This is a genomic window from Kitasatospora sp. NPDC058243 (assembly GCF_042882025.1).
Classification (GTDB): Bacteria; Actinomycetota; Actinomycetes; order Streptomycetales; family Streptomycetaceae; genus Kitasatospora.
On record NZ_JBHVWW010000060.1, the window covers coordinates 22,107 to 44,993 of the forward strand.

The 22,887-nt window shown below is 72.1% G+C and carries 20 protein-coding genes and 1 tRNA gene; 16 read left to right on the forward strand and 5 right to left on the reverse strand.

The genetic code is table 11. The annotated features are described in order from the left end of the window. The first annotated feature begins 190 nt into the window (after nucleotides 1-190). The 6 genes from metG (at nucleotide 191) to ACFVX9_RS30140 (ending at nucleotide 7,275) form a co-directional block, all read left to right on the forward strand. Entirely contained in the window at nucleotides 191-1,810 is a 1,620-nt protein-coding gene (metG, locus tag ACFVX9_RS30115; RefSeq protein WP_363619213.1) for a methionine--tRNA ligase, read from the forward strand. Beyond that, entirely contained in the window at nucleotides 1,810-2,688 is an 879-nt protein-coding gene (locus tag ACFVX9_RS30120; RefSeq protein ID WP_063348066.1) for a TatD family hydrolase, read from the forward strand. Before metG ends, ACFVX9_RS30120 begins: the two co-directional genes overlap by 1 nt. A 70-nt stretch (nucleotides 2,689-2,758) precedes the next feature. Further along, nucleotides 2,759-3,382 (forward strand): Uma2 family endonuclease, encoded by a 624-nt coding sequence (locus ACFVX9_RS30125; RefSeq protein ID WP_380427545.1) that lies wholly within the window; start codon nucleotides 2,759-2,761, stop codon nucleotides 3,380-3,382. A 28-nt stretch (nucleotides 3,383-3,410) separates the two neighbouring features. Beyond that, nucleotides 3,411-4,313, forward strand: a complete 903-nt coding sequence (gene rsmA / locus ACFVX9_RS30130; RefSeq protein WP_387984534.1) for a 16S rRNA (adenine(1518)-N(6)/adenine(1519)-N(6))-dimethyltransferase RsmA — start codon at nucleotides 3,411-3,413, stop codon at nucleotides 4,311-4,313. Beyond that, nucleotides 4,310-5,227 carry a 4-(cytidine 5'-diphospho)-2-C-methyl-D-erythritol kinase gene (locus ACFVX9_RS30135; RefSeq protein ID WP_387984536.1) on the forward strand — a complete coding sequence of 306 codons (918 nt, stop codon included), beginning with the start codon at nucleotides 4,310-4,312 and terminating at the stop codon, nucleotides 5,225-5,227. Before rsmA ends, ACFVX9_RS30135 begins: the two co-directional genes overlap by 4 nt. Before the next feature lie 188 nt (nucleotides 5,228-5,415). Further along, the gene (locus tag ACFVX9_RS30140; protein ID WP_380345624.1) at nucleotides 5,416-7,275 is read left to right on the forward strand and encodes an ABC-F family ATP-binding cassette domain-containing protein; all 1,860 of its coding nucleotides are present in this window, start codon (nucleotides 5,416-5,418) and stop codon (nucleotides 7,273-7,275) included. A 56-nt stretch (nucleotides 7,276-7,331) separates the two neighbouring features. On the opposite strand, the gene ACFVX9_RS30145 is transcribed toward ACFVX9_RS30140, so the two are convergent. Next, nucleotides 7,332-9,230 (reverse strand): FUSC family protein, encoded by a 1,899-nt coding sequence (locus ACFVX9_RS30145; protein ID WP_387984537.1) that lies wholly within the window; start codon nucleotides 9,228-9,230, stop codon nucleotides 7,332-7,334. Between the two features lie 417 nt (nucleotides 9,231-9,647). On the opposite strand from ACFVX9_RS30145, the gene ACFVX9_RS30150 reads away from it, so the two are divergent. The 4 genes from ACFVX9_RS30150 to ACFVX9_RS30165 all read left to right on the forward strand — a co-directional run bounded on the left by ACFVX9_RS30150 (nucleotide 9,648) and on the right by ACFVX9_RS30165 (nucleotide 14,691). Then, nucleotides 9,648-10,094, forward strand: a complete 447-nt coding sequence (locus ACFVX9_RS30150) for a hypothetical protein (protein WP_387984538.1) — start codon at nucleotides 9,648-9,650, stop codon at nucleotides 10,092-10,094. 43 nt (nucleotides 10,095-10,137) lie between these two features. After that, entirely contained in the window at nucleotides 10,138-11,814 is a 1,677-nt protein-coding gene (locus ACFVX9_RS30155) for a WXG100 family type VII secretion target (protein ID WP_387984539.1), read from the forward strand. A 99-nt stretch (nucleotides 11,815-11,913) separates the two neighbouring features. Continuing rightward, nucleotides 11,914-13,233 carry a S8 family serine peptidase gene (locus tag ACFVX9_RS30160; protein ID WP_387984540.1) on the forward strand — a complete coding sequence of 440 codons (1,320 nt, stop codon included), beginning with the start codon at nucleotides 11,914-11,916 and terminating at the stop codon, nucleotides 13,231-13,233. Between the two features lie 123 nt (nucleotides 13,234-13,356). Beyond that, nucleotides 13,357-14,691, forward strand: coding sequence for an MFS transporter (locus tag ACFVX9_RS30165; RefSeq protein WP_387984542.1), 1,335 nt, complete (start codon nucleotides 13,357-13,359; stop codon nucleotides 14,689-14,691). Nucleotides 14,692-14,711: 20 nt separating this feature from the next. Here ACFVX9_RS30165 and ACFVX9_RS30170 read toward each other — a convergent pair whose 3' ends face one another. Beyond that, nucleotides 14,712-15,308, reverse strand: a complete 597-nt coding sequence (locus ACFVX9_RS30170; RefSeq protein WP_063348057.1) for a flavodoxin family protein — start codon at nucleotides 15,306-15,308, stop codon at nucleotides 14,712-14,714. A gap of 180 nt (nucleotides 15,309-15,488) precedes the next feature. Between ACFVX9_RS30170 and ACFVX9_RS30175 the strand changes: the two genes are divergently transcribed. The 5 genes from ACFVX9_RS30175 to ACFVX9_RS30195 all read left to right on the forward strand — a co-directional run bounded on the left by ACFVX9_RS30175 (nucleotide 15,489) and on the right by ACFVX9_RS30195 (nucleotide 19,456). Continuing rightward, a complete protein-coding gene (locus tag ACFVX9_RS30175) occupies nucleotides 15,489-15,938 on the forward strand; it encodes a helix-turn-helix domain-containing protein (RefSeq protein WP_079135662.1) in 450 nt (149 codons plus the stop codon). Between the two features lie 217 nt (nucleotides 15,939-16,155). Next, nucleotides 16,156-16,231: transfer RNA gene (locus ACFVX9_RS30180), tRNA-Thr, on the forward strand. Nucleotides 16,232-16,426: 195 nt separating this feature from the next. Beyond that, complete coding sequence (locus tag ACFVX9_RS30185) at nucleotides 16,427-17,095, forward strand: LuxR C-terminal-related transcriptional regulator (RefSeq protein WP_063348056.1); 669 nt, start codon at nucleotides 16,427-16,429, stop codon at nucleotides 17,093-17,095. A 151-nt stretch (nucleotides 17,096-17,246) separates the two neighbouring features. Continuing rightward, nucleotides 17,247-18,209: a UDP-glucose 4-epimerase GalE gene (galE, locus tag ACFVX9_RS30190; RefSeq protein WP_063348055.1), complete on the forward strand. Its 963-nt coding sequence runs from the start codon at nucleotides 17,247-17,249 to the stop codon at nucleotides 18,207-18,209. Between the two features lie 299 nt (nucleotides 18,210-18,508). Further along, on the forward strand, nucleotides 18,509-19,456 hold the full coding sequence (locus ACFVX9_RS30195; protein WP_387984543.1) for a LuxR C-terminal-related transcriptional regulator: 948 nt from the start codon (nucleotides 18,509-18,511) through the stop codon (nucleotides 19,454-19,456). A 15-nt stretch (nucleotides 19,457-19,471) separates the two neighbouring features. On the opposite strand, the gene ACFVX9_RS30200 is transcribed toward ACFVX9_RS30195, so the two are convergent. Next, nucleotides 19,472-19,969 (reverse strand): MarR family winged helix-turn-helix transcriptional regulator, encoded by a 498-nt coding sequence (locus tag ACFVX9_RS30200; RefSeq protein WP_188307908.1) that lies wholly within the window; start codon nucleotides 19,967-19,969, stop codon nucleotides 19,472-19,474. A gap of 110 nt (nucleotides 19,970-20,079) precedes the next feature. Here ACFVX9_RS30200 and ACFVX9_RS30205 point away from each other — a divergent pair, with 110 nt between their 5' ends. Then, nucleotides 20,080-20,871, forward strand: a complete 792-nt coding sequence (locus tag ACFVX9_RS30205) for a methyltransferase domain-containing protein (protein WP_380487470.1) — start codon at nucleotides 20,080-20,082, stop codon at nucleotides 20,869-20,871. 78 nt (nucleotides 20,872-20,949) lie between these two features. Here the strand turns inward: ACFVX9_RS30205 and ACFVX9_RS30210 are convergent, their stop codons facing one another. Together ACFVX9_RS30210 and ACFVX9_RS30215 are read right to left on the reverse strand one after the other, a co-directional pair. Next, nucleotides 20,950-21,552 (reverse strand): TetR/AcrR family transcriptional regulator, encoded by a 603-nt coding sequence (locus tag ACFVX9_RS30210; RefSeq protein WP_063348051.1) that lies wholly within the window; start codon nucleotides 21,550-21,552, stop codon nucleotides 20,950-20,952. 194 nt (nucleotides 21,553-21,746) lie between these two features. Then, the gene (locus tag ACFVX9_RS30215) at nucleotides 21,747-22,739 is read right to left on the reverse strand and encodes an acyl-CoA desaturase (protein WP_380345641.1); all 993 of its coding nucleotides are present in this window, start codon (nucleotides 22,737-22,739) and stop codon (nucleotides 21,747-21,749) included. Nucleotides 22,740-22,887 lie beyond the last annotated feature (148 nt).

Genomic DNA, 22,887 nt, shown 5'->3' on the forward strand with positions numbered 1-22,887 from the left:
GGCGAAGCCAGGGAGAGGCCGAGGAGGTTTGTCGTTGTTTGCGGGGTGTGCTTGCGGGGGAACAAAAAAAGCGGGGGCGTGGGCGTGTCCCCCCCCACAACCCCCGCGCTGCCCCCTCCCCCCCCGCCGTCGCCGGTCATGCGGTTATCCGGTCGAGGGCTGCGGGTGGGCCCGACTAAGCTTTCCGACCATGGCGGCCACTGCAGACCACAGCACCACCGGGGCGACCGCCCCGGCGTACTACGTTTCCACCCCGATCTACTACGTCAACGATCGCCCGCACCTGGGCCACGCGTACACCACCGTGGCGGGCGACGTCCTCACCCGCTGGCACCGCCAGCGCGGCGAGAAGGTGTGGTACCTGACCGGCACCGACGAGCACGGTCAGAAGATCATGCGGACCGCCGAGGCCAACGGCGTCAGCCCGCAGGAGTGGTGCGACAAGCTGGTCGAAGAGGCCTGGAAGCCGCTCTGGGAGCACCTGGAGATCGCCAACGACGACTTCATCCGCACCACCCAGCAGCGCCACACCGACCGCGTGCAGGAGTTCGTCCAGGACCTGTACGACAAGGACGAGATCTACAAGGGCGGCTACTCCGGCCCGTACTGCGTCGGCTGCGAGGAGTTCAAGCTCCCGGCCGAACTGCTCGACGGCGCCACCGAGGACGAGAAGCTCTGCGCCGTGCACAAGCGGCCGGTCGAATGGCTGGAGGAGGAGAACTACTTCTTCCGCCTCTCCGCCTACGGCCCGAAGCTGCTGGAGTTCTACGCCGCCAACCCGGACTTCATCCAGCCGGCCTCGGCCCGCAACGAGGTGCTGCGCTTCGTCGAGCAGGACCTGAAGGACCTCTCGATCTCCCGCTCCACCTTCAACTGGGGCGTCCCGCTGCCCTGGGACGAGAAGCACGTCCTGTACGTGTGGGTGGACGCGCTGCAGAACTACATCACCGCGGCCGGCTACGGCAGCGACCCGGAGCGCTTCGCCGAACTGTGGCCGGCCTCCGTCCACCTGGTGGGCAAGGACATCCTGCGCTTCCACGCGGTGATCTGGCCCGCCATGCTGATGGCCGCGGGCCTGCCGCTGCCCAAGCGGGTCGTCGCCAACGGCTGGCTGATGGTCGGCGGCGAGAAGATGTCCAAGTCCAACCTGACCGGCATCTCGCCCACCGACCTCACCTCGCACTTCGGCGTGGACGCCTACCGCTACTACTTCCTGCGGGCGATCCCCTTCGGCACCGACGGCTCGTTCTCCTGGGAGGACTTCACCGCCCGGTACACCTCCGAACTCGCCAACGACTTCGGCAACCTGGCCTCCCGGGTCGCCGCCATGGTCGGCAAGTACTTCGACGGCGCGCTGCCGGCCGCCGCCGCCCCCGGTGACGCCGAGCAGGCCATCGCGGACGGCCTCGCCACGGCCCTCGCCACCGCCGACCGGAAGATCGGCGAGGAGCTGGACTTCGCCGGCGGCCTCGCGGCGATCTTCGAGTTCGTCAAGCAGGTCAACGGCTACCTCACCGAGCAGGAGCCGTGGAAGGTGGCCAAGGACGACTCGGAGCAGGGCCGCGCCCGCCTCGCCACCATCCTCTACACCGCCGCCGAGGCGCTGCGCGGCACCGCCGTCATGCTCAACCCGGTGATGCCGTCCACCGCCGAGAAGCTGTGGACCTCGCTCGGCGCCGAGGCCGGCCTCGGCGCGCTCGCCGCCCAGACCATCGCCACCACCGCCGACTGGGGCCGGCTGCCCGCCGGCAGCACCGTCACCAAGGGCGAGATCCTGTTCCCGCGCCTCGAAGAGAAGCCCGCCTCCTGATGTCTGCCAAGGACGACGCCCGGTCGACCCCGCCGCCACTGCCGCAACCCCTGGCCGTGGCGGTGGCCGACTCGCACACCCACCTCGACATGCAGGCCGGCACCCCGGCCGAGGGACTGGCCCGGGCCGCCTCGGTCGGGGTCACCACGGTCGTCCAGGTGGGCTGCGACGTGCCCGGCTCGCGCTGGGCCGCCGAACTGGCGGCCCAGTACGAGCAGGTGCACGCGGCCGTCGCCCTGCACCCCAACGAGGCGCCGCGGATCTTCCTCGGCGACGCGGACGGCTGGTCCGGCCAGCAGCGGAAGGCGGGCGGCGAGGCCGCGCTGGAGGAGGCCCTCGCCGAGATCGACCGGCTCGCCGCCCTCCCGCAGGTCCGCGCCGTCGGCGAGACCGGCCTCGACTACTTCCGCACCGGCCCCGAGGGCGTCGAGATCCAGAAGGAGTCGTTCCGCCGCCACATCGAGATGGCCAAACGGCACGACAAGGCCCTGGTCATCCACGACCGCGACGCCCACGAGGACGTCATCGCCGTCCTGCTGGCGGAAGGCGCCCCCGAGCGGACGGTCTTCCACTGCTACTCCGGCGACGCCGAGATGGCCAAGGTCTGTGCCGAACACGGCTGGTACCTGTCCTTCGCCGGCCCGGTCACCTTCAAGGCCAACCAGCCGCTGCGCGACGCCCTCGCCGCCACCCCCCTCGACCGCGTCCTGGTCGAGACCGACGCACCCTTCCTCACCCCCCACCCCTACCGCGGCCGGCCCAACGCCCCGTACCTCATCCCGGTCACCGTCCGCTCGATGGCCGACACGCTGGGGCTGCACGAGGACGAGCTGTCCACGGCGATCGCGGAGAACACGGCCCGGGCCTTCGGGTACTGAGCCGGTCGAACGAAAGTCGGATTCCGGCGGAACGATTCGGCACTCCTGCGACGCTGCGATGCTGGCTAGCATGAGTGCAGTGAGGGAGGTGGCGATGACCGCCGAGCCGATCGACGAACCCGTCGAGGACCGCATCGACTGGACACATCCGCCGTCCCAGGGCTGGACGTACGAGCAGGCTCAGAAATTCGACCTGCCGTTCGAATGGGATCTGGTGGACGGAGTCATCGTGGTCCGGGGGCAGACGAATCAGTGGCACGACCAGGTGCGCGACGAGCTGTACACGGCTCTTCGAAGCGCACGCGTCGCGCCGTACGCGGCGAACGTCGAGCGTTGCGTCCTCCTGGACGAGAGCAACACGGCCAAGCCGGACGTGGTGGTCTTCGACAAGACCGGTCTCGACGTCTTCGAACTGGAGTGCCTGCCGCCGGAATCCCTGGTGCTGGCCGTCGAGGTCGTATCCCACGGCACCCGGGCCAACGACCGTTTCCGCAAGCCCGGCCAGTACGCCGAGAAGAAGATCCCGTACTACTGGCGGGTCGAGCGCGGCCTCGACAACCTGCCGATCGTGCACGAGTTCCACCGGGACGACGAGAAGGGCGTCTACCTGCCCGTCGCCCAGCACGAAGGCGTGCTCCGCACCTCGGTGCCGTACCCCGTCGAGATCGACCTCGCCGAGGTCGTCGAACTCTGAGGGCCCCGCGCGCCCGTATCCTTGGCGCGTGAGCACCACCGACCCCACCCCTGACAGCCACCTGCTGGGCGCCGCCGACATTCGGGAGCTGGCGGCCGCGTTCGGCGTGAAGCCGACCAAGCAGCGCGGGCAGAACTTCGTCATCGACGGCAACACCGTGCGGCGGATCGTCCGGGCAGGCGGGGTGACGGCCGAGGACGCGGTGGTCGAGGTCGGGCCCGGGCTCGGGTCGCTGACGCTGGCGCTGCTGGAGGTGGCCGCGCACGTCACGGCGGTGGAGATCGACCCGGTGCTGGCACAGCACCTGCCGGACACCGTCGCGGCCCGGATGCCCGGCAAGGTCGACAGCTTCGACCTGGTGTTCAGCGACGCCATGGAGGTCACCGAGCTGCCCGGGCCGGCGCCGACCGCGCTGGTCGCCAACCTGCCGTACAACGTGGCCGTGCCCGTCCTGCTGCACATGCTGGCGACCTTCCCCAGCATCGAGCGCACCCTGGTGATGGTGCAGGCCGAGGTCGCCGACCGGCTCGCCGCCAAGCCCGGCAACAAGGTGTACGGCGTCCCGTCCGTCAAGGCCAACTGGTACGCCGACGTGAAGCGGTCCGGCGCCATCGGCCGGAACGTGTTCTGGCCCGCCCCCAACGTCGACTCCGGGCTGGTCTCGCTGATCCGCCGCGAGCCGCCGAAGACCACCGCCAGCCGCAGGGAGGTGTTCGCCGTCGTCGACGCCGCGTTCGCCCAGCGGCGCAAGACCCTGCGCGCCGCGCTGGCCGGCTGGGCCGGCTCCGCCGCCGGGGCCGAGCAGGCGCTCGCGGCCGCCGGGATCGACCACAAGCTGCGCGGCGAGATGCTCACGGTGGAGCAGTTCGCCGCGATCGCCGAGCACAAGCCGGAGATCGCCGAGCACGAGCCGGAGGCGGACTCCCAGTGATCACCGTGCGGGTTCCGGCGAAGGTCAACGCCCAGCTCGGGGTGGGCGGACTGCGCGCCGACGGGTTCCACGACCTGGCCAACGTGTTCTTCGCCGTCGCCCTCGGTGACGAGGTCACCGCTACGGCAGGGGAGGGCGTCACGCTCTCCTGCACCGGGCCGGACGCCCCCGTCGTACCGCTCGACGACAGCAACCTCGCCGCCCGCGCCGCCCGTCTGCTCGCCGCCCACCACGGCATCGCCGAACCCGGCGTGCACCTGCACATCGCCAAGGCCATCCCGGTCGCCGGCGGCATGGCCGGCGGCAGCGCCGACGGGGCCGCCGCGCTGGTCGCCTGCGACGCGCTCTGGCAGCTCGACACCCCCCTCGACACCCTCCTGGAACTGGCCGCCGAACTCGGCTCCGACGTGCCGTTCGCCCTGCTCGGCGGCGTCGCGCTGGGCCTCGGCCGGGGCGAGATCCTGCAGCCGCTCACCGTCGACGGCACCTTCCACTGGGTGTTCGCGGTCGCCGACGGCGGCCTCTCCACCCCCGCCGTCTTCCGCGAGTGCGACCGCCTGCGCGAGGAGGCCGGCACCGGCTCCAGCGACACCGACGTCCGCACCCCCGACGCCGACCCCGCGCTGCTCGCCGCCCTCGCCCAGGGCGATGCCGTCGCCCTGGCCGCCGCCCTCGCCAACGACCTCCAGCCCGCCGCCCTCTCGCTGCGCCCCGCGCTCGCCGCCACCCTGCGGGCCGGCACCGAGGCCGGCGCGCTCGGCGCCCTCGTCTCCGGCTCGGGGCCGACCTGCGCGTTCCTCGTCAAGGACACCGACGCAGCCGCCGCCGTCGCCGAGGCGCTGCGGGCCTCCGGCACCTGCCGGACCGCGCACGCCACGTACGGGCCGGTGCCGGGGGCGGCGCTCGTGCCGTAGGGACCCCGCCAACGTTTCTAAGGGCTTCGCCGGTACGGGGCCCGCCGGTTCGGGCCCCCGCCACTGCGGGCGGTGAGGGCGCTTCGGCGGGCCCATTAGGCTGGGGAGATCGGGGCGTCCCCGACAGGGGTGCCCGGCCGCGACCGGCGGGCCGCCCCGAGACCGCCAATCCCAGGAGCGCAGCAGACGTGGCCGTCAACCTCGCCACCATCGAGTCCGTCACGAAGGTCTACGGCACCCGCGCCCTCCTGGACGGAGTCAGCCTCGGCGTCAGCGAAGGCGACCGGATCGGCGTCGTCGGACGCAACGGCGACGGCAAGACCACCCTGATCCGGATGCTCGCCAAGCTGGAGGAGGTCGACAGCGGCCGGATCACCTGGAACGGCGGCCTCCAGCTGGCCGTCCTCACCCAGCACGACTCGCTCGACCCGACGGCCACCATCCGGCACGAGGTGATCGCCGACCGGGCCGACCACGAGTGGCTCGGCGACGCCCGCATCCGCGACATCGTCGAAGGCCTCTTCGGCGGCCTCGACCTGCCCGGCTTCGCCGACGGCCTCGACACCGTCATCGGCCCGCTCTCCGGCGGCGAGCGCCGCCGGATCGCCCTCGCCAAGCTGCTCCTCGGCTCGCCCGACCTGATCGTCCTCGACGAGCCCACCAACCACCTCGACGTCGAGGGCATCAACTGGCTCGCCCAGCACCTGCAGAAGCGCCGCTCCGCGCTGGTCTGCGTCACCCACGACCGCTGGTTCCTCGACCAGGTCAGCACCCGGATGTGGGACGTCCAGGGCGGCGCCGTGCACGAGTACGAGGGCGGCTACTCCGACTACGTCTTCGCCCGCGCCGAGCGCTCCCGGATCGAGGCCGTCGAGGAGCAGAAGCGCCAGAACCTCGCCCGCAAGGAACTCGCCTGGCTGCGCCGCGGCGCCCCCGCCCGCACCTCCAAGCCGCGCTACCGGATCGAGGCCGCCAACGCCCTGATCGCCGACGTGCCGGAGCCCCGGGACCGGTCCGAGCTGATGAAGTTCGCCAACGCGCGACTGGGCAGGACCGTCTTCGACCTGGAAGGCGTCACCGTCAAGGCCGGCCCCAAGCTGCTGCTGGAGAACCTCACCTGGCAGCTCGGCCCCGGCGAGCGGATCGGCCTGCTCGGCGTCAACGGCGCCGGCAAGACCTCGCTGCTGCGCGCCCTGCGCGACGCGTACGCCTCCGAGGGCGACGTGCAGCCCGCGTCGGGTCTGATCAAGGTCGGCAAGACGGTCCGGCTCGCCTACCTGTCGCAGGAGGTCGTCGAACTGGACCCGGCCATCCGGGTGCTCCAGGCCGTCGAACAGGTCCGCTCGCGCGTCGACCTCGGCAAGGGCCGGGAGATGAGCGCCGGCCAGCTGTGCGAGCAGTTCGGCTTCGGCAAGGACAAGCAGTGGACGCCCGTCGGCGACCTGTCCGGCGGCGAGCGGCGGCGGCTCCAGCTGCTGCGCCTGCTGATGGACGAGCCCAACGTGCTCTTCCTCGACGAGCCCACCAACGACCTCGACATCGAGACCCTCAACCAGCTGGAGGACCTGCTCGACGGCTGGCCCGGCTCGATGATCGTCATCAGCCACGACCGGTTCTTCATCGAGCGGACCACCGACGTCGTCCACGCGCTGCTCGGCGACCAGAAGATGCGGATGCTGCCGGGCGGCGTCGACGAGTACCTGGAGCGGCGGGCGCGGATGGCCGCCTCGATCGCCGCCGCCGCTTCGGCCGCCTCGGGTGCTTCGACCGCCTCGGCTGCTTCGGCCGCGGCAGCGGGCGGCCCGGACGCCGGGACCGCCGCGTCGGCCCTGTCGGGCGGCGACCTGCGGGCGGCGAAGAAGGAGATGCAGAAGATGGAGCGGCAGATCGCCAAGCTGGACCAGAAGGAGTCCAAGCTGCACGCCCAACTCGCCGAGCACGCCGCCGACTTCTCCAAGGTCGCGGAGCTGGACGCGCAGCTGCGCGCCGTCCGGGAGGAGAAGGAGGAGCTGGAGCTGAGCTGGCTGGAGCTGGCCGAGCAGGTCTGAGTCCTGGTCGGAGTTCTGGTCGGAGTCCTGGCCGGTGCCGGGATCCCGTTCGGGCCCTACCGGGCCAGCAGGGCCTCCAGCTCGTCCGCCGCACGGCCCAGCGCACTGCGCGCCGGGTCGTGCGGCGCCGTCGGGCGGGCCGCCGCCCCGGTCGGCGGGCGGTGCTCGCGGGCCGCGGCCGTCAGCTCGTCCAGCGCCCGGCGCACCCGCCCCACCTCCGCCGGATCCGGCACCCGGCCGCCGTACCGCAGCTGCGCCGCGAACGCCGCCACCGCGCCGCCCAGCCGCTCCAACGCCGCCGTCGTCGGCAGCCACTGCTCCGCCAGTCGCCCCGTCGGCGGTGGCTCGGCCAGTCCCTGCCGCACCTCCTGGCGGGCGTCCTCCAACGCCCGGTACGCCGTGCGGCGCAGCCACACCTCGGCCCGGCCCGCGTCCCCGGTGACCGCGTCCAGATAGGCCCGCAGCGCGGTGGCCGCGTCCACCAGCCGGGGCTCGATCCGGTGCCGCGGACGCTCCGGCCACAGCAGATAGCCGAAGAGCAGCACGATCGCGCTCGCGAGCACCGTGTCCAGCACCCGCGGCCAGAACTCGGCCGCGCTGCTCTGCCCGCCCAACTGGAGCAGGATCAACGCCATCGGCGTCATCGCCACCGTGTTCAGCCCGTAGTGCGCCGCCGTCACGTACGGCAACAGGGCCACGCAGAACGCGGCGATCGCCGTCAGTACCCACGCGTCGGTCGTGAGCGACACCACGGCCGCCGTGACCGCCACCCCGAGTACCGTGCCGATCGAGCGGCTCACCGCCCGCAGGAACACCGAACCGAGATCCGGCTTCAACACGAAGGCGATCGTCATCGGCACCCAGTAGCTCTTGCTGAGCGGGTAGCTGGCCGTCACCGCCGAACCGACCGCGATGCACAACGCCACCCGCAGCCCGTACCGGACCGAACCGCGCGACAGCAGCCGCACCCGCAGCCGCCACGGATCGGGCGGCGGCGCCGGGGCGGTAGCGACCTCCGCCTCCCGGCCGGCCACAGTGTCGGCCGCCGCGCGCAGCGCCACGTCCAGGGCCTGCCGGGACGGCGTGTCCGGTTGCCACTGCGGAACGGTGACCTCGCCGCCGCCCCGCCGGACCGCGTCCGCCAACCGGAGCGGCACCTCCGCGACCTCGGGCGGCACCGGCCGCCACGCCCACAACAGGCCCGTCGCCGCCTCGGTGGCGGCCAACGCCGCCTCGTACATCCGGCGCAGCCGAACCGTACGGGCGGACTCCGACCCCGGGCGGTGCGGTCGCGGGAGGAGGTCCTGCAACTGGTTCAACCGGGCCGTCAACACCTGGCGCGAAGCCGCGCCCTGCGGCGTGCCCAGATCGGCCAGCGTCTGGCCGAACGCCTCGTACGCGGCCGCCAGCGCACGGTTGCGCGGATCCGAGGCGGGGCGGCGGTGCGCGCCCCCCGGCAGACCCAGCACCACCACGAACGCGGCACCCGCCAGCATCATCGGCGCCGCCGCCCACCACGGATCCGGCAACGGCATCCCGCTGCCCAACGCCGCCGACACCAGCAGCAGCATCCCCGCCGCAGAACCCCGCGGGCCCGTCGCACTCAGCGCGCCGGACGCGAACGCCGTGAACGTGAGCGCCGCACCGAGCGCGACCGCCGACACGTGCACGTGCTGGAGGGAAGTGCCGATCAGCATGCCGAGCGCCGAAGCCAGCACCGCCGACGCGATCCGGGGCACCCGCAGGCCACCCGGCTCCGCGCGGTCGTTCATCGTCGCGTGCATCGCGCCCAGACCGGCGAACACCCCCAGATCCAGCCGGTGCGCCAGCAGCCCTGCGGCCAGCGGCACCGCCATGCCCACCGCCGCGCGGGCCATCAACGCCAGCGGCAACGGCGGCCGGGAAGGACGGGCGGCACGGGCCCACCAGGAGGGGGCGGACTCGTCTGCAGGCATCAGGTCACGTCCGTTCTGCGGCCAGGGGACGCTGCTGTGCGACATTGCGCGGCAGATGGGGGCGTACCCGGTCCAACCGGGCGACGCCAGTCTACCGGGGCCCGGCACGGCACCCCCGAGGGCCGCACGTGTCAAGTTCGTACCGATCCCGCACAGGCGGGCCAAGGGCCCTGCCAGCCCGACAGAGGCGGTGGCTACGATTGCGGAGGCGGAAACCGCCCCCAGGGCGGGCGGTGCACCGACCAGCACTGTACGACCGAGAAGTTGACGGTATGTTGCGGAGCGGCGGCCCCGGGGTTACCCCGAACCACCGCCCGTACGGGGGAGAGGTGAACTGCTATGGCAGGAGAGGTTCCACCGAACACGGGGGCCAGTCCGGACACGTCCGGTGACGTCACGCCATTTATGCTCAGCCACATGATGGGGTTCGGCCCCCTCGTCAGCACCGTGCAGACGAACGTCAGCGCCGCCGACCTGGTGTCCGCCTTCGGCAAGAAGGACGTCAAGGTCGAGCTCGACACGCTCACCGCGTTCGCCAAGAAGATCGAAGCCCTGCTCCAGGCCATGGAAGGCTCCCCGGCAGCCCCGTACAAACTCCAGGAACAGAAACTGACCGGCGGAAGCTTCGCCAGCGCGGAGTTCGCCGAAGCAACGGCCCTGACCGCGGCCTACGACAAGGTGCACACCCAGCTCGTCAAGCTCCACAAGGACTTCGTGTCGCAGATCGAGGCGATGAAGACCGCGGTCGCGGCGACAGCGGGCAACTACTCGGCCAACGAGGACGACACGACGGCCGCGCAGAACGCCGTCGCGAAGAACGCGGGCGGCACCACGCCGACGCGGGCCGGCGGCGAGGGCTTCTGATGGTGGTCGGCGAGGGTGCTCACGGGGAAACGGGGAGTAAGTAGTGGCAGACGGAACGAACTTCGAGGGCGTCGGACACGCCCAGCTCAAGAAGATGGTCCAGAGCACCGACCCCACGACGGTGCTGAGTCGCGGCACCCAGCTGAAGTCGGCCGGCCGCGTCCTGAAGGAACTCGGCGCGGCACTCAAATCGCACATCGGCAACGTCAGCTGGGAAGGGCCGGCCGCCGAGAGCTTCAAGACCTGGGCAGGCAACCTGCAGCAGTCCGCCGCGTTGCTCGGTGACTACTCCACAACCGCCGGCGACGCCATGCACCAGGCCGGTGAGGCACTCGGCACCGCCAAGGTGGCCGTGCCGGACGTGCCACACGACGATGTCGACATCGTCAAGGCACGCTCGACCCAGGGGGTGCCCAACCAGATGGCGCTCACGAGTGCCAACTTCACCCCGACCGGGCCGACCACCGCCACCGTCGACGCCATGATGAAGAAGCAGAACTGCTCCTGGGTGACAGAAACGGAGGCTGTGGCCGCCTCCCAGCGGGTCTACAAGGCCCACCAGGAAGCCATCCACCAGATGGAGAAGCTGGGGCAGGCGTACGAGGCGGCGACGACGAAGCTGGCCGGGCTCGGGGACGTGGCTCTGCCGGGTACGCCGGACACGGGCAATCGCGATGGCAAGTCGAACTACTCGGGTGATGGTGGATACAACGGCAGCTACGGAGGCACCGTTCGTAACGCTCGTACGAGTACCAGTGCCGCCGGTGGGAGTTACCGCCCGTCCGGCAGCAGCTATAGCGGCGGCTCGGTCGCGATTCACAACCCCAGGTCGGACTTGCAGGCGCCGAGTGAGCCGGGACACGGCGACCCGATTCCGTCGCGAAACGGTGGCCAGGTGCCGCCGACGCCGGTGGACCCGGGTTCCTCGACGCCGCCCTCTGTGCCGTCGGAACCCGTCCACCGTCCCGGTACCGGCCTTGACAGCCTGCCGACCGTGCCGACCTTGCCAGGTCAGACCGGCCCGCTCGGCCCCAGTGGTGGTGGAAGCCTCCCGCCTGACGGCCCGAGTGGGATTCCCGGATACCCGGGTGGCCCCGGTGGTACCCCGGGATATCCGGGTGGTCCGGGTGGCAGCCCGGTGACCGGTTTCCCGGCCGGGGCCGGCGGCGGCTCGATCCCGGCCAAGGGGGGTGGCGGATCCGCCTCCGGCAAGGGCGGAGGCTCGATCCCCGCCCGTACGGCTCCGTTCGGCGGTGGCTCGGTGCCGGGAAAGTCCGGTGGCAGCCCGGGTCTGCCCAGCGGGACGGTCTTCGGCGCGCGCGAGGCCCAGGCGGGCCGGGCGGGAGCGGCCGGCAGCGCGGGCGGGGTGGGCGGCATGCATCCGGGGATGGGTGGTGGTTCCGGAGCCGTTGGTTCGGGCGGCAGCTCACGAGGTCGAGGCCTGACCTCGACCGGAGGAGGGGCGGTCGGCGGCCGCAAGGGACCGGCTGCCGGCGGGGAGTTCACGCCGGGTGGTACGGGCCTGCGCAACCGGGCTGCTGCTGCGGGAGCCGCTGAGGGCGAAGCCCGCTCCGGACAGAACGGCATGATGGCCCCTGGAACGGCGGGTCACTCCGGGCGGAACGAGCGCGATCGCCGCAAGCGGGCCGACTACCTCCACGAGGACGAGGAGACCTGGACCAGCGGTACGCCGCACAGCAACCCGGACGTGATTGAGTAGGACGGCAACGACTGCCCGGCCACTGGGCTCTCCCGGTGGCCGGGCAGACCTGTTCGGGGCACGCTCCCCGGTCGACGGAGAGATTGACGAGGAGTTGCGATGGGGCGGACGAACACGCGAGTGCGTTGGCAGATGCTTGCTGCGGCACTCCTGGCCGGGGCGGCTTTGGTCGGCGCAGTCGAAACCCCAGCGGTTGCCGATGGTTCGATCCGGGCGGATCAGTGGCATCTGGACGCCATGCATGCGTCGGAGATGTGGAAGATCTCCAAAGGCGATGGGATTACTGTTGCAGTGATCGACGGCGGCTTCAAGATGGATCATCCGGATCTCGTGGGGCAGTTTTTGCCGGGTATGGACTTTAGCGGCAGCCCTGGTGGGGTCGGGTTCGATCCTGAGGGGCATGGAACACAGATGGCCAGCCTCATTGCGGGGTCTGGAAAGGCAAAAGGCGGGAACGGGGCTTACGGACTGGCGCCGGGGGTAAAGATCCTTCCGTTGAAGATTTCCAATGGGACCGATGGGGCGCTTGTCTCTGCCGATTTCATTGGCCAGATTGGGCAGGCCATCACCTATGCGGTCGAGCAGGGTGTAAAGGTCATCAACATCTCGCAGGGAATTTCTGCGGTCAGGACATCGCCTAGCGATGTGGCCAAGTTGAATTCAATCATTGCGATGGCGAGGGCAAAGGGTTCGCTGATTGTTTCCAGTGTTGGCAACTCTGCGCAGTCAGGAAATCTGGTCGAGTATCCGGGAGCGCTGCCCAACGTCGTAGGGGTAGGGGCGGTTGGCCGCGATGTCATTGCGACGGCAGAGTCTCAGCAGGGTCCACAAGTCATTCTTGCTGCTCCTGGTGTAGACATGATCGAGGCCTGTACTGGCCCTACCGGCTATTGCAAGAGTCATGGCACTTCGGATTCCACTGCACTGGTTTCTGCGTCGGCTGCATTGATCTGGTCTATTCACAGGGATTGGTCGGCGAATCAGGTTCTGCGGGTGTTGATCAATACGGCCGGGAAGCCGACTGATGGATCCGTCCGCAACAACGATGTCGGCTATGGCGTAGTGCGGCCTCGGGTCGCTCTGGCGGACCCGGGTGATCCCGGCCCGGCGGACGTTTCTCCGGTTCCGGCGGCGGAGACTGTGCCTTCGGCCAGCCCGTCCGCGCCTGCGAGCCCGTCGGCTACTTCGGCGCCCTCGCCAAGTTCGGCGGTTCCGAGTCCGAGTGATGTGGCCGTGGGGGCGCCGCCGGTGGAGCCGAGGGCGGAGAAGTCCTCTGGTTCGGGTGGTGCGTTGCCGGTTGTGGCCGGTGTGGTGGGTGGGTTGGTGCTGGTCGCCGGTGTGGTGTTCGTCGTGTTGCGGCGGCGGAAGGCGGGTGGGCGGCCTGTGGTGCCGCCGGGGGAGGATCCTTACGTGCGGTGATCTGGGCGCCTGCGCTGGTGCGCGCCGCCGGTGTTGAGCCGGGGGCGCGTGGGGTGGGGGTGTGCGCGGGGGTCACTCGGGTGGGGGCTGGTGGCGGGGCGGGCTGGTGTCCAGGGTGGTGGTATGGATGCGGAGGAAGCCCGGCGGGCGGGGCAGTTGAGGCGTGCGGCGACTGCGGCGCTGATCGGTACGGCGATCGAGTTCTACGACTTCTTTTTGTACGGGACGGCGGCGGCCTTGGTGTTCGGGTCGGTGTTCTTTCCTGAACTGGGCACGGTGGGGGCGCTGTTGGCGGCGTTCTCGGTGTATGCGGTGGCGTTCTTGGCCCGGCCGCTGGGGGCGGTGGTGTTCGGGCATTTCGGGGACCGGGTGGGGCGGAAGGCGACGCTGGTGGTGTCGCTGTTGTTGATGGGGCTGTCGACGGCGGCGGTGGGGGTGTTGCCGGGGTTCGGGTCGTGGGGGTGGTGGGCGCCGGTGGCCCTGGTGGTGTTGCGGGTGTGCCAGGGCGTGGGGTTGGGCGGGGAGTGGGGCGGGGCGGCGCTGCTGATCGCGGAGAACGCGCCGGCCGGGCGGCGGGGGCGGTACGGGGCGTTCCTGCAGTTGGGGCCGACGAGCGGGTTCGTGTTGGCGAACGGGATGTTCCTGGCGGTCCAACTCGGCCTGGACGGGCGGGCGTTCCGGGAGTGGGGCTGGCGGGTGCCGTTCCTGGCGTCGTTGGGGCTGGTGGCGGTGGGGCTGTTCGTGCGGCTGCGGTTGGAGGAGACGCCGCTGTTCCGGCCGGACGAGCCGAGGGACCGGGCGCCGGTGGTGGAGGTGTTGCGCGGGCACTGGCGCATGGTGCTGCTGGGCTGCGGGGCGATCACCGTGGGGTACGCGCTGTTCTACCTGACCACGACGTACGCGTTGGCGTACGCGACGTCCGGGCTCGGGGTGGCGAGTTCGCTGGTGTTGGTGATGCTGCTGGTGGGCGCGCTGGGCATGGGCGTGACGGTGTGGGTGAGCGCGTCGCGCAGTGACGGGTGGGGGCGGCGGCGGACGCTGTGCTGGGCGACGGGTCTGGCGGCGGGGTGGTCGCTGGTGCTGTTCCCGTTGCTGGAGACGGTGCGCCGGCCGTTGATGTTCGTGGCGCTGGCGGGTGCGCTGGTGGTGCTGGGGTGCCTGATGGGGCCGGTGGCGGCGTTCCTGCCGGAGTTGTTCCCGACCCGGGTGCGGTACACGGGTGCCGCGTTGACGTACAACCTGGGCGGCGTGGTGGGCGGGGCGACGACGCCGCTGGTGGCGACGCGGCTGACGGAGGCGTACGGGACGGCGGAGCCGGTCGGCTGGTACCTGGTGGGGTTGGGCGTGGTGGCGCTGGGCTGCCTGTGGCTGCTGCCGGAGACCGGCGGCGCGGAGTTGGGGGCGGTGGACGGCGGACGCCGCCGGGCGCCCCTTCTGGGGGCGGACCCGGCGGCGTAGGTGCCGACCGTGCGGTGCGGTCAGCCGGCGAGGGCGGCGCGGCCGGCCAGCACGACGGCGGTGTGCTGGGCGACCCGCTCGCCGAGGTACTCGGCGGTCGCGATGTCGGCCTTGTGCACGGCCTCGGGGCCGGCGTCGGACGGGCTGGAGGCGGCGGCGCCGTTGAAGAAGCCGAGGCGGTTGAGGTCGTTCTCGGTGGCGGTGGTGGCGTTCCAGCCGGGCTTGAGGCCGAGGTTGACCCAGCTCATGGCGTGCTGGGCGGCGAGGGTCTGGAAGAAGCCGAGGGTGCCGGCCTTGTCGCCGCTCTTGGAGGCGGAGTTGGTGAAGCCGGCGGCGACCTTGTCCCGCCAGGCGTCGGAGAACCAGCGCTTGCTGGTGGCCTCGGCGAAGACGTGGAAGGCGCCGGAGGCGGTGCCCATGTAGGTGGGGGAGCCGAAGACGATCGCGTCGGCGGCGTCGAGCTGGGCCCACTGCTCGTCGGTGATGGTGTCGACGGCGATCGAGACGACCTCGGCGCCGGCGGCGGCGGCGCCGCGGGCGACGGCCTCGGCGATGACGGCGGTGTGGCCGTAGCCGGAGTGGTAGGCGAGGGCGACGGTCGGGCGGATGGCGGTCATACGGGGGCACTCCTGTACGGGAACGGGTGCGGGCAGGGGCAAGGCAAGGCATGGACAAGCCGAGGAGCGACGGCGGGGCGTGCTGTCGCACCTCGACCCGCCGGCCTGGTCTCCAATATAGACCAAGTCTCCATTGGTTACCAAGGGTGGATTGGAGACCGCAGGGCTACCCTGGACGGCATGACGACGGAGGAAGCGGCCCGGGTGGAGAGCGGCACCGGGCGGCAGGGGCAGGAGCGGGAGGGCGGGCAGGACCGGGAGCAGGAGCTCGACGTCTTCGCCCAGCTCTGTCCCAGCCGCGCGATGTTCGCCGAACTGGCCGACAAGTGGTCGATGTTGATCCTGATGAGCCTCGCCGCCTGCGGGCAGCAGCGGTTCTCCGAACTGCAGCGCGGCGTCGGCGGGGTCAGTCGCAAGATGCTCACCCAGTCGCTGCGCAGCCTGGAGCGCAGCGGACTGGTGCGCCGCACCGTGTTCCCGGAGACACCGCCGCGGGTGGTCTACGACCTGCTGCCGCTCGGCCGGGAGCTGGCCGTGCTGCTGGCGCCGCTCGGCCGCTGGACGGAGCAGCGAACCGGGCAGATGCTGGCCGCCCGTGAGGAGTTCGACGAGACCCACGCCGAAGGCTGACCACGCGCGCACCGAAGGCTGACCACGCGCGCACCGAAGGCTGGCCGGGCCCGCACCGAAGGCTGGCCGGGCCCGCACCGAAGGCGCACCGAGGGTCGGGTGCCCGCCCGCCGGGGGGCGGTCCGGCATGCGCCGGGGCCGCGGAGCCGATTTCCCTTCCGGGCCGCCAGCCGTGTAATGTCTTCCTTGTTCGACCGGCCCGGTGAAAGCCCGGCAAGCCCCTATAGCTCAGTCGGTAGAGCGTCTCCATGGTAAGGAGAAGGTCTGCGGTTCGATTCCGCATGGGGGCTCCATTCGAAGGCCCTCGCTTCATGGCGAGGGCCTTTTGCTGTTCCCCGATCAGGCCGCCCGGTCCAAGACGGCGGCCCAGTGCGGCGGCCGAACGCGGCGGCCTAGCGGGTCGGGTACGGAATGCGCTGTGATGGTGCGTCATCGGCCGCCCGCCCATGGGGTGCGGGCGCGAGCCGAACCCCGACCGGGAGGGCGTCATGGGCGTTCGACTCGTGGTGGTCGACGATCACCGGCTGTTGGCCGAGGCGCTGGCCACGGCGTTGCAGCTGCGCGGCCACCGGGTGCTCGCGGTCGGCTGCCCGGCCGGGGTCGCGGCTGATCTGGTGGTCGGCCGGCGACCGGAGGTGTGTCTGCTGGGGGTGGCCGCGCCGAGTGAGCCGGCGGCTTTCGACGGGCTGCGCCGGATCCGCCGGGAGCGCCCCGAGGTGGCCGTGATCGTGCTCGGGCCGGTGGGTGAACTGCGCGGTGTGGCGGGGGCGTTCGCGGCCGGGGCGGCGGGGTACGTGCCGAGCGACGAGCGGATCGGGGTGGTCGAGCGGGCGATCGGGCGGGCTCGGGCGGGCGAGGCGGCGGTGGCCGTGGACGTGCTGCGCGGGGCCTTCGACCAGTTGCTGCGGCCGGTCGCCGAGCCGGACGACGAGGCGGTGCGGCTGCTGCGGTTGCTGACCCGTCGTGAGGTGCAGGTGCTGGCCCGGATCGCGGACGGGGAGGACACGGCGGCGATCGCCGCCGGGATGCGGATCGCCGCGAGCACCGCCCGGACGCACGTCCAGCGGGTGCTGATGAAGCTCGGTGCGCGGACCCGGCTGGAGGCGGCCGCGGTGGCGGCCCGTACCGGGCTGCTGGAGCGGATGGCCGGCGGCTGAGGGGGGCTCGGGTTTCGTGAAACCGGCTCCCGGGTGGCCCGTTCACGTGGTCCTGGGCACTCCGGCGGGCAGGGAGAATAGCCTCAGTCGTACACACGTCATCGACGGCCGCCGCTGATCCGGCGGACCGTCGCCCGCTGGAGGTCTCATCATGAGTAAGTACCTGGTCACGGGTGGCGCCGGCTACGTCGGCAGCGTGGTGGCCGCCCACCTGCTGGAGGCGGGGCACCAGGTGACCGTCCTGGACGATCTCTCCACCGGTTTCCGTGAGGGCGTCCCGGTCGGTGCCGAGTTCGTCGAGGGTCGGGTCCAGGAGGCCGGCCGGGTGCTGGACGGTTCCTTCGACGGCGTGCTGCACTTCGCCGCCTCCTCGCAGGTCGGCGAGTCGGTCGTGGACCCGGAGAAGTACTGGCGCAACAACGTGGCGGGGTCGCTGGAGCTGGTCGCGGCGATGCGCGCGGCGGGTGTGCGCAAGCTGGTGTTCTCGTCCACCGCCGCCGTCTACGGCGAGCCGGAGGTCGTGCCGATCGCGGAGACCGCCCGCACCTCGCCGACCAACGCCTACGGCGCCACCAAGCTCGCCGTGGACCACCTGATCACCAGCGAGGCCGTCGCGCACGGGCTGGCCGCCGTCTCGCTGCGCTACTTCAACGTGGCCGGTGCGTACGGCGCGTACGGGGAGCGCCACGACCCCGAGTCGCACCTGATCCCGCTGGTGTTCCAGGCGGCGCTGGGTCAGCGCCCGCACATCGCGGTGTACGGCGAGGACTACCCGACCCCGGACGGCACCTGCATCCGCGACTACATCCACGTCGCGGACCTGGCCGACGCGCACCTGCTGGCGCTGGACGCGGCCAAGCCGGGCGAGCACCTGATCTGCAACCTGGGCAACGGCAGCGGCTTCTCGGTGCGCGAGGTGATCGAGTCGGTCCGGCGTGTCACCGGCCGGGAGATCCCGGTGCAGGCGGCCGGCCGCCGGGCCGGCGACCCGGCCGTGCTGGTGGCCTCGGCGGCCCGCGCCCACGAGGCGCTGGGCTGGACGCCGCGCCGCCCGAACCTGGACGACATCGTCGCGGACGCCTGGAAGTTCGCCCTGGAGAAGCACGGCCAGTAGGCCGCAGGACCCCGCAGGCGCCGCTCCCGGAGGTTCGGGGGCGGCGCCTCGGCGTTGCCCGCTTCGACCGGTGATGGCGTGAAATCCCGCCACTCGCGCACCTCCTGACGAAACTTCACCAAACCGCCACGAGGGGGTTTCCCGGCCCGTACGCTGAGTGCGGTACCGGTGGGGGCCGGCGCCCTTTTTCGGCCTCACCGGCCACCGGTGGGCGGGCGGAGTGACGGGCCCGGACCGCGGGTGCCGGGGCCGGTCCCCGCCCCCGGGCTCGGGCCGGTCTGAGCAGGGGGGTAGTGACGATGGGGCGGATCCGCGTCCTGGTGGTCGACGACCACCGGATCTTCGCCGAGGCCCTGGCCGCGGCGCTCGCCGCCGAGCCCGACGTGGAGGTGGGGGCGGCCGGCAGCGGGGCCGCCGCCGAGCGGGCGCTGGAGCGTGCCGCCGTCGAGGGGCGGGCCTTCGACGTGGTCCTGATCGACGCCGACCTGGGGGCCGAGGGCGTCGCTTCGGCGGGTGCCCGGAGCCGGCCCGGCCCGGACGCGGCCGACGCGGCCCGGCGGCGGCTGGCCCCGGCGGTGCCGCCGCCCCGCCACCCGGTCGGCCCGCCGGTGGTGCCGTCCGGCGGGCGCTCGGTGGACCTGCTGCGCCCGGGTGGGCGGGGCGCGGATCCGGCCCGCTCCGACGTGTACCGGGCCGACCAGCTCAGAACCGCGCCTCCGGCACCGGACGGCATCACCCTGCTCGCCCGGGTCCGCCGCGCCCATCCGGGGCTGCGGGCGGTCGTGCTGGCCGCCGCCGACGATCCGCACCGCGCCGCCCGGGCCCTGCACGCGGGCGCCACCGGCTGGGTGGCCAAGGAGAGTTCGCTGGCCCGGCTGCTCGCCGTGGTCCGGGGGGTGCTGCGGGACGAGACGCACCTGCCGCCCGCGCTGCTGACCGGGGTGATCCGCGAGCTGACCACCGCTCGGCGGGACCGCACCGAGAGCGAGCGGCTGGTCGACACCCTGACCCCGCGGGAGAAGCAGATCCTGCGCTGCATGGTGGCGGGCCTGGGTCGGCAGGCGGTCGCGGAGCGGCTCTACCTGTCGCCGCACACCGTCCGGACGCACATGCAGAACGTGCTCGGCAAGCTCGGGGTGCACTCCACGCTGGCCGCGGTCGCGGTGGCCCGCCGGGCCGGGGTCAGCCCGGCCGAGCCGGCCCTGCCGACGCCGCCGTCCATCGTGACCGCGGTGGACCGGACGTGAGCTCCGGGGCCCGGATCAGCCCGGGATGTTGTCGAACGGGGCGACCAGCTGCCGCAGGAGCGCGGCGAGTTCGCCCCGCTGGCCGGAGCTGAGCTGGGCGAGCAGTTCGCGTTCGTGCGCGAGCAGTCCGGCGAGTGCCTGGTCGGCGCGGTCGCGGCCGTCGTCGGTGAGCCGGACGAGCACGCCGCGCCGGTCGTCCGGGTCGGGCAGGCGCTTGACCAGGCCCTTGCCGGTGAGGCGGTCGATGCGGTTGGTCATGGTGCCGGAGGTGACCAGGGTCTGGGTGAGCAGCTGGCCGGGGGAGAGCTGGTAGGGGGAGCCGGCCCGGCGCAGGGCGGTCAGGACGTCGAACTCCCAGGGCTCCAGCCCGTGCTCGGCGAAAGCGGTGCGGCGGGCGCGGTCGAGGTGCCGGGCGAGCCTGCTGACCCGGCTGAGTACCTCCAGCGGCTCCACGTCGAGGTCGGGGCGCTCTCGGCGCCACGCTGCGACCAGCCTGTCGACCTCGTCCTCCATGACGATCAGTGTATCGGTGGATGTGTCGATGTGAAGTCTCTTGACGTCGAGAAATGTGCCAGCAAGGCTACCTGGGATATCTTGATGTCGAGATACTTGTGAGGTGGACCATGACCAGTCCCGTCTGGGACCCGGCGCAGTACCTGCGCTTCGCGGACGAACGCACCCGTCCGCTGCGCGACCTGCTCGCCCGCGTCCCCGCCCTCCCGAACCCGGGCGATCCCGTGATCCTCGACATCGGCTGCGGCCCCGGCAACTCCACCGCCGTGCTGCGCGCACGCTGGCCGCACGCCCGCCTCACCGGCGTCGACAACTCCGCTCCGATGCTCGCCACCGCCCGCACCGACGGTGAGCCCACCGCCGACTACCTGCTCGCCGACGCCCGCGACTACGACCCGGCCCCGGCCGGACCCGACCTGATCGTCTCCAACGCCACGCTGCAGTGGATCGACGGCCACCTCGACCTCGTCCCGCGCTGGGCCGGCGCCCTGCGGCCCGGCGGTACCGTCGCCTTCCAGGTCCCCGGCAACTTCGACGCCCCCAGCCACACCCTGCTCGCCGAACTCCGGCGCAGCCCCCGCTGGCGCGGCCTCCTCGGCGACGACGCCGCCAGGGCCGGCGTCCACCCGCCCGAGCGCTACCTGGACGCCCTCACCGCCGCCGGCTGCACGCCCGACGTCTGGGAGACCACGTACCGCACCCTGCTCCCGGGCCCGGACCCGGTCCTCGCCTGGGTCAAGGGCACCGCCCTGCGCCCCGTCCTCACCCGGCTGACCGACCCCGCCCGCCAGGCCGCCTTCCTCGCCGAGTACGGGGCGCTCCTGCGCGAGGCCTACCCGGCCGGACCGCACGGCACCGTCTTCCCGTTCCGGCGGATCTTCGCCGTCGGGACCAGGGCCTGATGCGGGGCGGGAAGGTCTGATGCGGGGCGGGCGGGCCTGATGCGGGGCGGGAGGGCCGACGGTCCTTCCGCCCGCAGGTCAGTCCTTGCGCCCGCCGACCAGCCTCGGGTGCCGCTCCAGGCCCTCCAGCCCGTGCCAGGCCAGGTTCACCAGGTGCGCCGCGACCTGCGCCTTGTCCGGCTTGCGGACCTCCAGCCACCACTGCCCGGTCAGCGCCACCATGCCGACCAGCATCTGCGAGTACATCGGGGCCAGTCGCGCGTCGAAGCCCCGGGACTTGAACTCCAGGCCGAGGATGTCCTCCACCTGCGTCGCGATGTCGCTGATCAGTGACGCGAAGGTGCCGGTCGACTGGGCCACCGGGGAGTCCCGGACCAGGATCCGGAAGCCGTCCGTCGAGGTGTCGATGTAGTCCATCAGCGCGAACGCGGCCTGCTCCAGCAGCTCCCGCGAGTGCCCGCCGGTCAGCGCCCCCGTCACCATGTCCAGCAGCAGCTGCATCTCGCGGTCCACCACCACCGCGTACAGCCCCTCCTTGCCGCCGAAGTGCTCGTACACCACCGGCTTCGACACCCCGGCCCGCTCGGCGATCTCCTCCACCGAGGTGCCGTCGTAGCCGCGCTCCGCGAACACCGTCCGCCCGATCTCCAGCAGCTGCTCCCGCCGTTGCTTGCCGGTCATCCGGACCCGCCCGCCCCGGCGGCGCGGCGCCGGGGCGGGCGCACCACCCCCCGAGGCGCCCCCGCCCGCCGGTGCAGCGGTTCGCGGACGGGCCGGCGCCGCGTCGGGCGCCGCGTCCGTCCGCGTGCTCTGGTGACCGCCTGTGCTGTCTGCGCTGCTCCCGTTCACCCCTACATCATGCTGGAAGCGACGACTCATGCGGCGCGGCGGGCGGCGATCCGCTGTGCGTCCGGCCAACGGACGTCCCGGACCCAGCCGGCCAGCTCGAACCAGCGGATCAGCCGGGCCGAGGAGTCGATCTGCCCGCGCAGCACCCCGTGCCGGGCGGCCGTCGGGTCCGCGTGGTGCAGGTTGTGCCAGGACTCGCCGCAGGAGAGCACCGCCAGCCACCAGACGTTGCCCGAGCGGTCCCGGGAGCGGAACGGGCGGCGGCCGACGGCGTGGCAGATCGAGTTGATCGACCAGGTGACGTGGTGCAGCAGGGCCACCCGGACCAGCGATCCCCAGAAGAAGGCGGACAGCGCGCCCGACCAGGACAGCGTCACCAGCCCGCCGACCAACGGGGGGAGCAGCAGCGAGATCATGGTCCAGAGCCAGAACAGCCGGGAGATCCGCCGTATGGCCGGATCGCGGACGAGGTCCGGCGCGTACGTGAGCTGCGGGGTCTGCTCCTCGTCGAACATCCAGCCCATGTGCGCCCACCACAGGCCCTTGAGCAGGGCGGGGAGGCTCTCCCCGTAGCGCCACGGCGAGTGCGGGTCGCCGTCCTTGTCGCTGAACCGGTGGTGCTTGCGGTGGTCGGCCACCCAGCGCACCAGCGGGCCCTCGACCGCCAGGCTGCCGGCGATCGCGAGGGCGAGCCGCATCGGGCGGTTGGCCTTGAACGCGCTGTGGGTGAAGTAGCGGTGGTAGCCGACGGTGATGCCGTGGCAGGTGAGGAAGTACATGGCGACGGTGATCGCCGCGTCCGTCCACCCCAGTCCCCACCCCCAGGCCACCGGCACGGCGGCCAGCAGCGCGGTGAACGGCAGGAGGATGAACAGCCCGAGCGCGAGCCGTTCGGCGAGGCCCTGCTTCTCCCCGCCGCGGGTGGCGGACAGCCGGGTGGCGGCGGTGTCGGTGGGATCGGGGGATTCGGTGGGAAGCGCGGCGTTCCCCGCGCTCGGCTCGCCGGCCTTGGTGGTCATGGGCGTCCCTTTGCGGCATCTCTGTGCGGGAGGGAGGAGCGGAGGCTACGTTGGCGTAACCTACGGCATCGTAGGTTGCGCTCCGTGGCGAAGGGAACACGCCGCCGCACGGCGCTTGAGTGAATTCACCCGACTGGATGGATGAACC